Genomic DNA, 14,709 nt, shown 5'->3' with positions numbered 1-14,709 from the left:
CAGTCCCCCCAGAGACGAACTAAGACATGATTTTATTTAAGCTACCTTAACCACTTTAGCCAATTGACTTGAATCAAACAAGCGACCTGCGACGCGATCAAAAAGATCCATACGTTTATTCGCCTGGCACCAATTCGCAAACACTGCGGCCGCAGCCAGCTCCGGATTGTTCCCAGTGAGGAAGCTTGGATCTGCAGCCTGGTTGTCGTTGAAATGACCAATCTGATAGTCACTCGTTGCAGGTCTGCCTTTTGGATCAAAGTACAAAATGTACGACACACCGTTGGATCCGCGATCACCAGCCCAAACGGCATTGCGATCCTGCGAGTCGGGACTAAATACAGATCCATCCGAAACAACATTGATGAAAACCGGGCGACCCAGCACGGAAGCACTTTGTAATATGCGTCCGACTAAAACACCGGCATCTTGGTCGCGAGTGTCACCCGTTGTGCGAGTGTTGTCATGATAATCATAACCACCGAGTTCAAGATTCGAGGCTCCAGCTTGACCTACTAATGTATTGTAAATCATCGCGCCGAAAATCAATTCACGATTGTTCGCGGCCGTGTTCGCATTCACTCCCCAGACTGCGGAGTAATTGGCGTTTTGACGAGGGTCCACGACGCTTGAACCTTTTTGCACGATATCGACGTTTTTAATTCCCGCGCAATCCAAAACAGTTTTTACAGCTTGACCGCCATCGATCGAAGCAAGCTTACGCGATTGGGAAGTGTTCAAACTGCTCATTAATTTTGCGAGCGAGTTTTTTTGATTTTGATTTAGATTGCGCCCCAACGAAGCACTATATCCAATCGACGTTAAAAGAGAATTGTAATTGCTAACCACCAGTGGGGAAGGTGGCGCGACAATGGCAGCTTCTTGACGAATGCCGGTGCGAGTATTGACGCGTCCTAAGTTCGGCAAGTTCGTGCCGACCAGCCCAGCACGAGTGATAGCTCCCGAAATATCAAATTTATTTGAAGACGTGTCGTTTTGTGAATCCACGGGAATCGCAATGAAAGCTGTTCTTGCCAATGTCTGTGCATTGGCCTGCGCTCGAATACCAGTGAGAAAACGGCTGATCAGCACACCGTTATTCAATCCCGCAAAAGGAACGTTACCAAATTCGCGTTCAATAGGAACTTGGTTGTTGCCAAGGCCCAATTTGCTGTAACTCGCAATAGGTTCACGCTTGGAATTCATCGGCAGATAATTGCTGGCCATGGCAGCACCACCTGCTAAATTCAGAGTCACAAATGGGATCAGTGTTTCTGGTAGTGGACAGTCACCTGCAGTTTGAGCATGGGCCTGTGAACCTAAGAGTAGGGACATCCAGTTTGGTACCATCATGGTCGCGGCAAAGGGAAGAATTCCCGCCGCTAAAAAGTCGCGACGTGAAACTGGCTTTGCATGACCGGTCTTTGCCCACATTGGGATATCTTTTTTATTCTTTGCCATCTTCTCCCCCCAGAGAATCTAGTAAGAAATTGAATCTAAACTTGAAAGCATTGCTGCACAAAGCGCCAATAGAACGTTAGAAGTTGATGCGGCTTGCGTCCGCGCATTGGCTGCCAGTGCGGCAGAGAAATCATTTTTGTATTGCAAAAGGAGGGTGTATTCCTCCATGGTTTCGTTGCGTCCCCAGAATGATCTTGCCATCCCACGAATCGATGAGCGAAACGCAAGATCGTCGAGGCTGCTGATACCAGCTGCAAAATTGACACTGCCATAGAAATTGCGAGAAGCTGTCGCCGCTGCTTTTTCTTGAGTGATCATATTGTTGCAGACTTCTCCCGCCAGGCTGGTCGCACCTATCATCAAGGGACCATTCGCCATGCTGAGATCATTTCCCGCAGCCAAGGCACCGTAGCGATCATTGTATTCGGTCAGTGTCGCCGCACTTGCTGTTGATGTGTTTGTCACAGACAACATAGATTGGAGAGTTTGTTCCGCAGATAACAGAGCAATCGGTATTCCCAATTTTTCTGAATCCACTTCAGGTGCGGGCTGACCCACCGACGCACTGTCGACGCTGCCACTGTCGCCACCACCGCTTGGAGCACAGTTGTTAAATCCAACTGCGAGCAAAGCAAGAATCGGGAGCCAGCGTAAAGTATTTTTTAAAATTCTTTTCATAGACGCCTCCTTCTAGCTTCCGAAGCATTCCGGTTTGGTTGAAATTGATTCGAACAAGGATTTAAGTTTGTAACCATTGGCTTCAAACTCATCACCCCAATCGGCAAGACGATTTTGATATTTCGTAAGATCCAGTTCCTTGCGACAAACAGTTTTAAAAACTCGTTTGGCCATGCACTGACTGAAACGGCGAGAGTTGGCAACCATTGTGCCGAATGCCTTAACGCCATTTCCTGTGCTGGCTGGTGATCGCCACTGAAACAGAGACGAGTTTTGAGTTCGTGTGGCATTATTCACAAAAGAGTCATCAATCGTCACAAACCCTGCAGGGAAAACAGTGTTATTTTTGTTCATTTTGTTTATCACACCGCGAGTGTCGGTAGCGATTGTATAGTTGTTCGCGCCACCACGTGCATTCACCGCGGAGTGCTTGATTCCCATGCCATCAAAATCCCACTTTGCAAATGCTCCACGGAATCCGTCCATAACGGTGTGACAGCCTTTACAAGATGTTTGGAATTTCATATGGTCACCGGCAGGAAAGCGGTCAATGTCGCGACCAATGCGTGCGTCAGAGGCGCCGGTGTCGGCCCATTGATCCAATGGCACACACATAAATTCGCGAAACGTGTATTCAACCAAGCGGCGATTTGTTCCGGCAAGAGCGTGCGCACCCATAAATGTTCTGGAAGTCAGAACTCCGGCCGGATCGGGATTGGCCATCGTCGCCGTTTCACTGGTCGCGATCATTTGTCCTTCAACGCGTTGAAGGTTCGTACTAAAATCCACGCGGGCTGTTTCAAGGTCCGCATAGTGATTGTTCGAAATAAGAATATCTTTGACCAGATCGGAGCGGATGTTAGCTCCGCTGCCCATATAATAAAAATTTCCAGTGAGAAGTTCACGGGCATCACGATTGTCACGGGTGACGCCGATCATCGCAGCGGCAAAGTCATTCATTTGAGTTTTAATAGTCTCATCACGTGTTGAGAGCTGTAGCGCCATCAACTTGACTGTGATGTTGTAGAAATTGGGATCTTTCGTTGCAACTTGCGAGGCTGCTAAAAGATTCCCCGAGTTGAGCAGCGCCGCCATCTCTTTGACGGCCGGGCTGTCCACCGGAAGCTTCGTTCCGGTTAAGCGTTCATAAATCTTGCGAGCCTTTTGTTCAAGTGCTGAAGGATCTTGTGCTCCGATGTCAGGCTTAACCTGAGCATGAGCACGGGTGTTGACGGTCACAAGCCCCACTAACAAGAGTGACAAGACGATGAATTTCATTCCCCCTCCGAATTCATCAGGACCTGAATATGATTGTGACTCAATCTCACGGTGTTTAAAACAGAAAGAAGTGAGCCTTCTCATACTGATACTGCGGACGAAACGCGTGCGGAAAACTTTTTTTCGGGTGTAAAAAGAGTAGTGAGGGAAGTGTCGGGGAAATGGACGTTTTGTGAATGGGGAACTAACAGATGTTAGTCCCCGACACCGTGAAAATCCGTGTCTAGAATCCGACGTTTAGAATCGGAGAGATCGCAAAAGGACCTTTGTGATTAAAATTGACCAAACCAATTTGCACACCGTGAAGGTTGTCAGCAACATTGATAAGACCGATTTGTAAACCATAGACTTCTTTAGCGCGGTTGTAGAGACCGACTTGAAATCCGTAGATATCAGTAAAGGGACTGATGTTCGCAAGCAGGGCCATTTGCAAACCTGTGACCGAAGACTCTGCGGAGTTGTAGTTCACACCTGCCGTGAGTTGCAATCCCACAACCGTTGTTTTGCTGGAGTTAATATTCGTAAGACCGGCGACTTGAAAACCTGTGATCGTGGTCGAGCCACGAGTGTTATTAAAGATCCCGGAAGCCGCGACACCGGTAAAGGTCTGCTCTGTGATATTTCCCAAAAGACCAACATCGATACCATAGACGCTGCGATGCTGACCCCAGAGGACGCTGGCGCGCACGCCGGTGACATCGAAATCACCCGGAGGAAACTGGATAGGAGGAACGATGGCCAGTGAGACCGGAGAGACGGCTGCTTGGGTGTGAGTTGTTGTGAAGAAGGCTAATAATACGGCTGTTAATGCTATGTATTTAGTCATGGTCCTATTCTAGACAGCTTTGTTTTCAAAAACAAAGTGAGCCCGAGACATAGGTCTGCGCTTACAGAGTGGAACTGGTTATTTGATGAGTTTTTTGCTAAGAAGCTTGCTCAGATTTCTGCGTTCTCTTGTTTTGTCTTTCTTCGACAAAATCCATGACAAGAAGAGCGACCGCGTTTTCAAGTGCACCACTTTGTTTTGCTGGAGCAGGCCGCTCTTCAAAACCCAAAGTTTTCAGCCACGTTTGACGACGCAGACTGTAAATCAAAACTGCCAGTGAAATGACTGTCAGAGCGGTGAATAGGATAGTGCCTCCCGAAAAAACAAATGACTCTTCCGAGTCTAATTGTTTAGCCACGGCAGAAACTAAGAATGAAGTTCCAACACAAAACAGAACTAATGAAACAATTGTGGAAACAAGCATTGTCGTTAACGCACGCAAGTGTAAAACCAATTGCTGAGTTAAAGCCACGCCTGGTTCTTTGAAAAAGTTTTTACCAGTGCCAAGTAAAAATGAGATCAGAGGAAGAAGGATCTTCATCATGTGTTAGTCCTTCCTTCTATAGAGAAGACGGGCGAGCATAAAGCCAACGACAGCCGCGACACCAACTGATGTCCAAGGGTTTTCTTTCACAGCTTTAGTGAATTGAGCCTGAAGATCCTGCAGTTGTTCTTTTTGCTCAGGAGGAATTTGATCCTTCAAAGCTTGCGCGTGCTGCTGCAGTTCTTCTTTGAGTTGTTTTTTAATTTCGGCAATAAGTTGATCGCGGTCCATGCCCTCGTTTCGGCAGAAACAAATTCAAGTTGAAGAGTTCCGCCGAAAAGAAGGGCCTTGGTCCAGTCCGGGCTATGGAACAAAGTGGAAGGTGTAAGTCATCTTGTCTTTGGATCCCGCAATTTTCGCTTGGCTTGGGAAGTGCCATTCTGAGAATTGTTTAACCATGCACTCTTCAACGTTTTTATTTTTAAGTTGCGAGTCTTCAATTCCGGCGCGAGTAACTTTGCCGCGAGCATCCAGGTCCCAGGTCATGACAACTTTACCCTTCATATCTGCGTTCTGTTTAAGTCCTTGCGTATAACAAGATTTCAAGCCCGAAAAGTTCTTAGAGATAGTTTGCATCACCATGTTCTTGCGGTCTTTGGCCGAAGCCGCTTGTGTCGGGATCGAAGACGGCGTGCGGTCTTCTTCCGTGGCTGAGCTTGCGGTCGCAGCCGATTCCAGCTCTACCAGCTCCAAATCAGGAACTGGGTTGTCGATGAGGTCACTGGCAAATGAAATTGATGAGAAAAGAAAAATAGAGATGATAGATAAAAATGTCGTTCGCATAAATCCCCCTCAAGATTTAAAACCTATCTAACTTAACGTACGAACGACGTGCGACTGGTTTTAAGACTATCAAGGGATGCGACTTTACAAATAGCGATTTTTTAAAAACGTTTCAAGATGAAGCACTTCCACCTATTGAGGTGGAAGTTGGCTGAGACCTTCATTTAAATTTTTGAAAGTGAGATTCAGGGCTTCTTCATAAGCGGCACTGATGTCAGCACCCATTTTTTGGCCAAATGGACTTTTTGTTTCAAAGCAGGAGCTGGCTTCTGTATTAACTTTGGCTTTTTTATCCAAAGTCAAAGCACTGCCGATTTTTACGCAACCTTCTTTATAATCTTTCGTTTCAAAATCTAAAATCGTTAGCACGAGCTCATTTTTTGATTGTGCTTGGACTTGTGTGCCTTCGCGGCTCAATGCTTCCGTCACAGCGCGAGTGACTTCGTTACGAAGTTGCGCACTCATGATGTCTTCTTTGCGGGAATCGACAACAGCAAGACTTAAAGTCTTACCCGGAAGATCTTTAAGCTGGGTAACGTTGATTTTTTGAGGGTTCAAAGCCGGAACGTCACGAATCGTTTTGCCTTTAATAACACATGAAGTGAGAAGTAAGAGGCTTGCTGAAAGCGGAATGAGAATCTTCATAGATAAAATCCTTCCTTGATTTTCAATTATTATGAAGAAGCCCGCATGCTTTGTCTATTTACTTTCCGCCGTCTCCGGATGATAATGCTCAAAACTCTTTCACTTTAGGAGAACTTCATGAAACGCATCTGTGGACCTCTACTTGCTTCAAGTTCAAATATCAATACAACGGCAACGGCGTATTTACTTTTAAGAGTCTTTATTGGTTTGACGATGGCTTTTTCTCACGGCATGGGGAAAATGCCTCCAAGTGAGATGCTGATCGGGGGCGTTTCGAGTTTGGGATTCCCGATGCCTGAGCTTTTTGCATGGGCTGCAGCTTGTGCTGAATTAGTCGGTGGGTTGTTATTGGCAATAGGTCTTCTCACGCGTCCTGCGGCCGCGTTTGTTGCTTTCACGATGTTGGTTGCTGTGTTTGGTGTTCATGGTGCCGATCCATTTGAGAAAAAAGAAATGGCTTTGTTATACTTGTTCTCAAGCTTGTTCTTTGTTCTAGCTGGTGCTGGAAAATTCTCTTTGGATCATCTGCTTTCTCGTCGTTGCACGAAGTAATTGATGTCGAATTTTATCTTGATTTTTCTTTGTCTCGCATTGGGCGTCTTGTTGAAACGAACAAGGCGCTTTCCCGGTGAAACCGCGCAGGTTTTAAATGCCTTTGTCATTCACGTATCGCTTCCTGCGGTTATTCTTGTTCAAATTCCTTCATTGATCCGTAGTGCAGAGTTAAATACAGAGATGTTGATTCCAATATCGATGGCATGGATTTGCTTTTTTCTCAGTTGGGTCTTCTTTTCATTCTTGGGGAAAAGGTTGGGCTGGAGCCAGGCAGAAGAGGGAGCCTTGATCTTGACAGCAGGGTTGGGGAATACGTCTTTTGTCGGCTTTCCACTTTTAGAAGCTTTCTATGGCCCGCGCTCGATTCCAGTAGGAATTTTAATTGATCAATTGGGGAGTTTTTTAGTTCTTTCAACTATCGGTTTGATCGTGGCAGCTCGCTACGGTCAAAAAGAAAATGCTCAATTCTCGTGGAAAAAAGTTGCTAAAAATATTTTGACGTTTCCACCATTTGTTTCTCTTTTAGTGGCAGTTCTTTGGCATTTCCTAGGAACTCCGGGACATATGTTTATTCATCCTGTATTTGAAAAACTCGGATCAACATTAGTGCCACTGGCTCTTGTTGCCGTGGGGTTTCAGCTTTCTGTTTCAAAAGCAGTCGTGCAACGTCAAGGTGGTCCGTTAGCTTGGGGTTTGGCTTATAAACTTTTGCTCGCGCCATTGTTAATGATGCTGTTGTATGTTGGCGCTTTGGGATCCCAAAGTCTTTCAACGCAAATCACAATTCTCGAAGCCGCGATGGCACCTATGATCACTGCGTCCGTTGTAGCAAGTGAGTTTGGTTTAAAAGCGGAAATTGCCAGCCTGATGGTGGGCATCGGAATTCCTTTGTCTCTTATCACAGTTCCTCTTTGGTATCGTTTGTTAGAAATCATTCTTTAAAAAACTTTCGTGAATTCAGATAAGCCTTTGTGTTCAGATCTACGGATTTGAAAAACAAGGGAGTATTTATGAAATGGATTGTAGGGAGTTTGTTGATTTCCGTTCTGGTAACTTCGCAGGCGCAAGCTGGTTTCTGGGATTGGCTTCCTGGTAAACGTCGCAGTTGTCATTATCCCGAGAGTGAACGACAATCCATTCTGCCGCGTGAGCAAGAACGCGGATGGGCCAATACACCGCAAAGCTATCCTGTTGAAAAATTTGAAATCAGATCAGCCCTCGCAGAGCGACCTTGGTTGCGGGATTTTCGCTATATCATTGTCGTCAATAAGTCTGATACGGGACCGAGCGCGCAAACAGTCACGGTTTTTGAAGACGGCTATCAAATTGCCCAAGATACAGTTTCAACGGGGAGGGAAAAATTAGAACTCAAACGCCGATCTTCAAGTTGTGACGGCCCATCGCAAAGTTATTATTCGATCACAGCAACTGGTTATTATCCCGTACAGCAGCTAGTGGCAGATCATCGTTCCGATACTTTCGATGCTGCCATGCCGTACGCTATGTTTTATGATCGCAAAAACGGTTTGGCTCTGCATCAGGTGACGAAGTCAGGACAAAAGAATTTAGGAAAACGTGCGTCGGGCGGTTGCACTCGAATTCGTCATGAGGTGATTAAAGATTTATTCTATAAGGTGGCGCGAACTCGCGGAGCGTCTATTCCGGTGTTTTCGTATGACGGCACGCCTGTGTTAGATGAGAATGGGAAAGTAAAGACATCGCGCACAGTTTCTCTTTTTAATAGACGAGGTCCCGCCTATAGTGCAATTGTCATTATACAGGATATTAAAGAGTAAAGGATTTCATGCGCGCACGTCTTTACGCAGCCATTTTAATAGTTTCAGCTTTTTTCACAGCAGGTTGCGCGAGCAATTTGTTGAATTTGGAAAAACCCAAAGTCGATCTGCAAAGCGTTTATGCAAAGGATGCCACCGCTTCGGGGACGACTTTGGTTTTTGTCGTCAACGTCGACAATCCAAATAATCAAGAAATCAAAGTCAAAGAAATCGCCTACAAAGTTTTTGTTTCCGGCAAAGAACTCTCCGACGCCAAAACTGAAAAGCCGATCGTCGTCCCGGCCCATAAAAGCGAACTTGTTGAAATTCCGCTCCCAGTTAGTTACGCAAATATTCTGAATAATATTGCGGAAGTTCTGTTCAATAAAGAAGTCACCTATAAGATTCAAGGAACGGCGAAGCTTTCTTTTGTCAGCATTCCGTTCACCAAAGAAGGCAAAGTGGAGTTGCGCTAGTGGCAAAAAAGAAGGCATCTAAATCTAAAATCCCAAGTTCGAAAATCCCGACATCAAAAATCCCTGTCGCATCAGCGCCTAAAAAGAAAGATCTCAAAGCGCCAACAGTGAAGCCTCAGGAAGCCAAGGCAAAAGATAAAAAATCCAGCGACATCGAACTTTCAGTGAAAATTTATGCCACATCCGCTGAAATTTGGAGTGCCTTAACTGATAAAGACGAACTTGAAGAGTGGTGGAGTGAAGGTGTGACCCTGGAGCCTAAGGTCGGAGGCAAATTCCGCGAAGCTTGGGAAGACGACAGAGGCACATCACAATTGGCAACAGGCAAGGTCCTCGCGGTCAAAGCAAAAAATGAGATTCGTTTTACTTGGAGAGAAAAAGATTGGCCGCAAGAAGCTTCCACAGAATGTTTGATCCAGATCGAAGATCAAAAATCACATCGTGTGCTGTCGGTCGTTCACACAGGATGGAATAAGCTTCCTGAAGGAAAGCGTGCAAAGTTAATAAATGATTTTAAAGTGGGCTGGGGCTATCACCTACAAGAATTGAAATCTTATTTGGATGACGGTCCCAAGTAACAGTAACGGATCTTAGATCCGTTTTACTTCATGATTTTGATTTGAAATTTTTGGCCTTTGATACGACCGTTACGTAATTTTTCAAAGGCCATGTTTGCGAGTTCCGATTGAACTGCAACATACGAGTACTTGTCCTGTACTTCAATTTTTCCAATCGAAGATCCCTGCAAACCTTTTTCGCCGGTCAATGCACCTAAGATATCACCTGGACGGATTTTATCTTTACGACCACCGGAAATACCCAAAGTCGTCATCGGAGATTCGCGGAAGACTTTGCCAAGGCCGTATTGATTTTTAAAACCAAGAGCTGGTCTTTGCACAACACCTTTTGTGGCTTGCTCAAACTCCATCACACGTAAAGTATCACGTTGATCCGTGATTGAAACCGCAACTCCGGTTTTACCAGCGCGCCCTGTGCGACCAATACGGTGAACGTAAGTGTCGACTTGCAACGGCAAATCAAAATTCACCACGAGCTCAAGACTGTCGATATCTAAACCACGAGCCGCCACGTCCGTTGCAACCAAAATTCGGTGGCTACCATTACGGAACATCGTCATCACGCGATCACGATCTCGTTGCTCAAGATCACCATGCAAGCAAGCACAGCTGACACCTTGTTGTTTCAGCACGTGCTCAATTTGGTTCACAGTGGCTTTGGTGTTACAGAAAATAATGACGGAATCGGCAATATGTTGTTGCAGGATTCGCAACAGCGTATTCACCTTTTCATTTGGAGCTGAATCATAAGCAAATTGTTCGATTGCCGCTTCGGAGCCTTCGGCTTCTTCAATGGTCACGCGCACCGGATTTTTTTGATAACGGCGACTGAGATCTTGGATCTCTTCAGGGAACGTAGCAGAGAATAAAGCCGTTTGTCTTTTTTGTGGAAGAGCTTTAATGATGGATTTAATTTCTTGGATAAAACCCATGTCGAGCATTTTATCTGCTTCATCTAAAATGAAAGTTTCAATTTGTGTGAGATCAATGCGCTCGCGATTGATCATATCCAAAACGCGCCCCGGAGTGCCGACTGCGATTTGGGTGCCTTTTTCAAGGGACTTGGCTTGCTCACGGCCGGTCGTGCCACCGGTCAGCCCCAGAATTTGCAATCCCACGTGACGGCGACCCAGCTTACGCATTTCAGCGACGACTTGAGTAGCCAGTTCACGTGTCGGGCACAGAACCAAAGCTTGAAGATAGTGATCGTCGATACGGAGTTTATTTAAGATTGGCAGCGCAAAGGCTGCTGTTTTACCACTGCCGGTTTTGGATTGGCCAATCAGGTCTTTACCTGCCAAGAGCAGGGGAATGCTTTGCGCTTGAATGGGGGTCAATGACTCATAACCAAGCTCCTGCACAACTGTCAGGAGTTCTGGGGACAAGGGAAGAGTGGAAAATGAGTTATCTTTCAAGAGCGACCTCGGTTCACAAGGGCTCTTTGTAACAGAAAGGCCCCTTGAATTCTACTCAATAAGGGCGACCTTGGATTTCCTATAGCCTACCAATTGTATTTTATGAGGACCTGAGTCTCGTTTTCAGAGCTTTTGTGAGCAATACCGATATGGCCGTTCTGTGAGAACGATTTAGAATAGTCGATATGAGCACCATCGGATTCCACCGAGCACGTCAGAAGAGTGCTCTGATCCCACTTGTATTCCATGGAGTTGATGCGAGCAAAACGGAATTTTTGTGGCTCCTCTGAATCGCTCAGCAAGCTTTTGCCTTCTTGCTCGGACTCTTCAGTGTCAGCGTTAGTATCAGAGCGAAACCATCCCTCAATACGCTCGTTCACGGAATCTAAAAAACGTTGATCTGCGCCATCCAACCAAAGATTCGATTGCTGTTCAGCCCAGTTGCTGCCGACGGAAGCGAGGTCACGTCCCCCACGAGGGGCGGCGAGCTTTGGTCCCTGCTCATGTTTTTGCAGCTCTTTCATTTCTTGCATCATTTCTAGCGTGCGACGATCTTCCTCAGAAAGAGGACTGAAATTTTGATAGCATAAAAAGAGAATAGAAGACACAGCCAGCAAAACGTACTTTGGTTTCATATTTCTATGCTAGCAAGAACTTCCGAGGAAACCGCAGAGGTTTTAAGAAGAGTCGCAAATTGAGAAGGGTGTGTTCTCAGAACGAGAAAACACCCTGCGACTTAAATGCCAAAACGCGTTTTAATTCTTTGGATATCATCAGCATGGCCGCGCACTTTCAGCGTCAAGCCATTGTTATCGTAATTTTCAGCAAGAACTTTCATTTTGTTGCGGATCTCACCAATAGCCCCCTGAACATCATAGGGGATAAAGATATCACGCTCGACCATCGCTGTTTCAAAGTGACGGATTAAATGCGCGCGAAGATCTGCCACATTTTCTGGATTATGCGCAGAAAGGAAGATGGCATCAGGATATTCAGCTTTAAGACTTGCTAAATCTTCAGGCGATAAACGATCGACTTTGTTAAGAACTAAGAAGCTTTCAATGCTGCTCGCGCCCACTTCGGCAAGAACATTTTTTGTGACTTCTAGCTGAGATCTAAAAGTTGGATCTGATGAATCGACAACGTAAAGAAGCAAAGAAGCATTCGCTGCTTCGTCCAGAGTCGATTTAAATGATGCCACTAGATCGTGGGGAAGTTTTTTAATAAAGCCAACTGTATCAGAAATCAAAATACGAGGAACTGACTCAGGATACAAAAGGCGCACTGTTGTATCGAGTGTCGCAAAAAGTTTATCGGCAACCAAAACTTCGCTGCCAGTTAAAGCACGCATCAATGAGGATTTTCCCGCATTGGTGTAACCCACAAGGGCAACAGAGATTTCTTGCTCACGACGAGCACGACGCGTTTCATGTTCTTGAGCAATAGACGCAAACTCTTGTTTGAGTTCCTTGATGCGGTCGCGGATTTTACGTTTATCAAGTTCGATGCTGGTTTCCCCCGAACCTTTACCACCAATACCGCCGCCGCCACGATCTTCGCCGCCGCCAGTTTCTCGCAAACGAGGCGCAACGTAAGTCAGACGAGCGATTTCAACCTGCAACTTCGCCGCGCGAGTGCGGGCATGGCGACTGAAAATTTCAATGATTACACCGGTGCGATCCAAAACTGGAACGCCTGTGGCGCTTTCAAGATTGCGCAATTGTGAAGGTGAAAGATCACAGTCAAAGATCACGATATCAGCACGTTCTTTGGGTTTTGTGCCAGAAGCCTCGTAAACTTCAGTTTCGTCTTCGTCAAAGACCTCTTCGATTTCATCTTCGTCGTCTTCCATCACAGGACGGTTTTTTTCAAAGCGCAAAGCGGCCTTGTGTTTTTTCTTTACGACCAAGGGGCCCACGACGCCAGTGCCACCAGTCCACTCTGCAATGTCGCGAAGTTTTCCGTCTCCTAAAACCGTGCGAGTGCGCTCGGAATTACGACGTTGTGAAGTTTGTCCAATGACTTCGTAGCCAAGTGTGGTGACCAGGCGAGCGAGTTCGGCCAGAGAGCTTTCCGATTCCTGATCCGAAACTTTAGGGAGTTGGATACCGACTAAGAGAGCTTTTTGAGGTTTTGTATTGAAAGCGTCCATGGGGGAATGCTTTACCATAAGGCCCAGGGGTGGTCAGGCTTTTTTGGGGCAAGAGGTGTGAATTTTCCCCTGTTAGGGCTTTATCTTTGTAATCCCGGGGGCTTTATGGCAAAAAGTTCCCATGATTCAAATTGGCCAATTCAATAAACTTCGCGTTCTCAAACATGCCGACTTTGGCGTCTTCCTGGATGGGGGAGACGACGGGGAAATTTTACTTCCTCTTCGCGATATGCCAGATCAGTGCGAGGTGGGCGATGAGGTCGATGTTTTTATCTGTTACGACTCGGAAGACCGCCTGATTGCCACAACGGCAAAGCCAAAAATCAAAGTCGGTGAATTTGCTCATTTGATGGTGAAAGCCGTGGAAAATGTCGGGGCATTTTTGGATTGGGGTTTGCCCAAAGACCTTTTCTTACCATTTGCGGAGCAGACTCGTAGTCTTCGCATGGGACATTTTGTTGTGGTCTATGCCTATGTCGACAAAAGCGGAAGACTCTCGGCTTCGATGCGTTTAGAGCGCAATATTGATAAAGAACCAGGTGAGTACAAAGAAGGCGACGAAGTTCAACTTCTGGTGGCAGCTCGCACGGATCTCGGCTTTAAAGCTATCATCAACAATCGTCACTGGGGCGTGATCTATTCCAACGAGATCTTTCAAAATCTCGAGATCGGAACGCGCACAGTTGGGTATATTAAAAAACTTCGTGAAGATGGAAAAATCGATCTCAGTCTGCAAAAACTGGGGCACGCTGGATCTGACGATATCGGTGAAAAAATCTTAGAAGCTCTTCGCGATAACGGCGGCTATCTGCCATTGAATGACAAAGCCGCAGCTGAAATTATTTACGATATGTTTGGTGTCAGCAAAAAGAAATATAAAATGGCCTTAGGTGGCCTTTATAAAAAACGCCTCATCACGGTCCATGATGATGGCATTCGTTTGGTGAAATAATAAAGAGTCCCCTAGAGGGACTCTTTAATTTTGTCGAGACCTACTTGCGCACATTGCTCGTCAAGGGGGCCCCCTGGAGCACCACTCACACCAATAGCACCAATGACCTCCGTGCCTGAGCGAATAGGCAGACCGCCTCCCAATAGTAAGAACTCATCAATTTCCCCCAGATTTTGTGCCGCTGGATTGCTTTGTGATGTTGCCAACATCGCAGATGTGGAGTTACGTCCCGACGCCGACGTATAGGCTTTGCGACGACTGGCATTTGGCGTATGGGGAGCAGCGCCGTCACCACGCACGGTGGCTTTTACAACTCCCGAGGCATCAACAACAGTTGCCGAAACCAAATAGCCTTTCGCTGTACAATCAGCGACAGCGGCTTGTGCAGCAGCAAGAGCCATATCGAGCGAAACATTGCGTTCAGTCGTGGGACCCGTGATCGGGGTTGGATTTTCGGGACCTAATGCCCACAAAGTGACGGGCATAAGAAAAGCAGCTAGCAGTATTTTCATAAACTCCTCAATCTTGAATAATTCGCATGGAGGAAAAGTTTAGAAAAGGATCAATGAGCTCTCAAATGAGGGACTTGTC

General features: G+C 46.2%; 18 protein-coding genes. 6 read left to right on the top strand and 12 right to left on the bottom strand.

Going from position 1 to position 14,709, the window contains the following annotated elements; genetic code table 11:
* Nucleotides 1-36: 36 nt before the first annotated feature.
* The 8 genes from ACLWOR_RS15010 to ACLWOR_RS14975 form a co-directional block, all read right to left on the bottom strand.
* Nucleotides 37-1,461 carry a hypothetical protein gene (locus ACLWOR_RS15010; RefSeq protein WP_413941588.1) on the bottom strand — a complete coding sequence of 475 codons (1,425 nt, stop codon included), beginning with the start codon at nt 1,459-1,461 and terminating at the stop codon, nt 37-39.
* 18 nt (nt 1,462-1,479) lie between these two features.
* Nucleotides 1,480-2,139, bottom strand: a complete 660-nt coding sequence (locus ACLWOR_RS15005) for a hypothetical protein (protein WP_413941587.1) — start codon at nt 2,137-2,139, stop codon at nt 1,480-1,482.
* Between the two features lie 12 nt (nt 2,140-2,151).
* On the bottom strand, nt 2,152-3,417 hold the full coding sequence (locus tag ACLWOR_RS15000) for a hypothetical protein (RefSeq protein ID WP_413941586.1): 1,266 nt from the start codon (nt 3,415-3,417) through the stop codon (nt 2,152-2,154).
* Between the two features lie 223 nt (nt 3,418-3,640).
* Nucleotides 3,641-4,243 carry an LA_2272 family surface repeat-containing protein gene (locus ACLWOR_RS14995; protein WP_413941585.1) on the bottom strand — a complete coding sequence of 201 codons (603 nt, stop codon included), beginning with the start codon at nt 4,241-4,243 and terminating at the stop codon, nt 3,641-3,643.
* Between the two features lie 97 nt (nt 4,244-4,340).
* The gene (locus tag ACLWOR_RS14990; RefSeq protein WP_413941584.1) at nt 4,341-4,787 is read right to left on the bottom strand and encodes a hypothetical protein; all 447 of its coding nucleotides are present in this window, start codon (nt 4,785-4,787) and stop codon (nt 4,341-4,343) included.
* 3 nt (nt 4,788-4,790) lie between these two features.
* Nucleotides 4,791-5,018, bottom strand: coding sequence for a glycine zipper domain-containing protein (locus tag ACLWOR_RS14985; RefSeq protein ID WP_413941583.1), 228 nt, complete (start codon nt 5,016-5,018; stop codon nt 4,791-4,793).
* Nucleotides 5,019-5,090: 72 nt separating this feature from the next.
* Nucleotides 5,091-5,570 carry an AgmX/PglI C-terminal domain-containing protein gene (locus ACLWOR_RS14980; RefSeq protein ID WP_413941582.1) on the bottom strand — a complete coding sequence of 160 codons (480 nt, stop codon included), beginning with the start codon at nt 5,568-5,570 and terminating at the stop codon, nt 5,091-5,093.
* Between the two features lie 132 nt (nt 5,571-5,702).
* Entirely contained in the window at nt 5,703-6,215 is a 513-nt protein-coding gene (locus tag ACLWOR_RS14975) for a hypothetical protein (protein WP_413941581.1), read from the bottom strand.
* Between the two features lie 117 nt (nt 6,216-6,332).
* Between ACLWOR_RS14975 and ACLWOR_RS14970 the strand changes: the two genes are divergently transcribed.
* The 5 genes from ACLWOR_RS14970 (at nt 6,333) to ACLWOR_RS14950 (ending at nt 9,599) form a co-directional block, all read left to right on the top strand.
* On the top strand, nt 6,333-6,767 hold the full coding sequence (locus ACLWOR_RS14970; RefSeq protein ID WP_413941580.1) for a DoxX family protein: 435 nt from the start codon (nt 6,333-6,335) through the stop codon (nt 6,765-6,767).
* 3 nt (nt 6,768-6,770) lie between these two features.
* Complete coding sequence (locus ACLWOR_RS14965; RefSeq protein WP_413941579.1) at nt 6,771-7,712, top strand: AEC family transporter; 942 nt, start codon at nt 6,771-6,773, stop codon at nt 7,710-7,712.
* 68 nt (nt 7,713-7,780) lie between these two features.
* Nucleotides 7,781-8,566 carry a L,D-transpeptidase gene (locus ACLWOR_RS14960; protein ID WP_413941578.1) on the top strand — a complete coding sequence of 262 codons (786 nt, stop codon included), beginning with the start codon at nt 7,781-7,783 and terminating at the stop codon, nt 8,564-8,566.
* A gap of 8 nt (nt 8,567-8,574) precedes the next feature.
* A complete protein-coding gene (locus ACLWOR_RS14955) occupies nt 8,575-9,021 on the top strand; it encodes an LEA type 2 family protein (RefSeq protein ID WP_413941577.1) in 447 nt (148 codons plus the stop codon).
* The gene (locus ACLWOR_RS14950) at nt 9,021-9,599 is read left to right on the top strand and encodes an SRPBCC family protein (protein ID WP_413941576.1); all 579 of its coding nucleotides are present in this window, start codon (nt 9,021-9,023) and stop codon (nt 9,597-9,599) included. The genes ACLWOR_RS14955 and ACLWOR_RS14950 overlap by 1 nt, the downstream gene beginning before the upstream one ends.
* A gap of 23 nt (nt 9,600-9,622) precedes the next feature.
* On the opposite strand, the gene dbpA is transcribed toward ACLWOR_RS14950, so the two are convergent.
* From dbpA to hflX, 3 genes are all read right to left on the bottom strand, one after another.
* Nucleotides 9,623-11,014 carry an ATP-dependent RNA helicase DbpA gene (gene dbpA / locus ACLWOR_RS14945; RefSeq protein ID WP_413941575.1) on the bottom strand — a complete coding sequence of 464 codons (1,392 nt, stop codon included), beginning with the start codon at nt 11,012-11,014 and terminating at the stop codon, nt 9,623-9,625.
* Between the two features lie 86 nt (nt 11,015-11,100).
* Nucleotides 11,101-11,649 (bottom strand): hypothetical protein, encoded by a 549-nt coding sequence (locus ACLWOR_RS14940; protein ID WP_413941574.1) that lies wholly within the window; start codon nt 11,647-11,649, stop codon nt 11,101-11,103.
* Nucleotides 11,650-11,750: 101 nt separating this feature from the next.
* Nucleotides 11,751-13,166, bottom strand: coding sequence for a GTPase HflX (gene hflX, locus ACLWOR_RS14935; RefSeq protein ID WP_413941573.1), 1,416 nt, complete (start codon nt 13,164-13,166; stop codon nt 11,751-11,753).
* 121 nt (nt 13,167-13,287) lie between these two features.
* Here hflX and ACLWOR_RS14930 point away from each other — a divergent pair, with 121 nt between their 5' ends.
* Entirely contained in the window at nt 13,288-14,118 is an 831-nt protein-coding gene (locus ACLWOR_RS14930; RefSeq protein WP_413941572.1) for a S1 RNA-binding domain-containing protein, read from the top strand.
* An 11-nt stretch (nt 14,119-14,129) separates the two neighbouring features.
* On the opposite strand, the gene ACLWOR_RS14925 is transcribed toward ACLWOR_RS14930, so the two are convergent.
* Nucleotides 14,130-14,630, bottom strand: coding sequence for a GlcG/HbpS family heme-binding protein (locus ACLWOR_RS14925; RefSeq protein ID WP_413941571.1), 501 nt, complete (start codon nt 14,628-14,630; stop codon nt 14,130-14,132).
* Nucleotides 14,631-14,709: the final 79 nt, after the last annotated feature.

The sequence above is a fragment of the Bdellovibrio sp. HCB2-146 genome, assembly GCF_047345725.1.
Lineage (GTDB): Bacteria > Bdellovibrionota > Bdellovibrionia > Bdellovibrionales > Bdellovibrionaceae > Bdellovibrio.
This window is presented reverse-complemented; position numbering and strand designations above follow the sequence as displayed.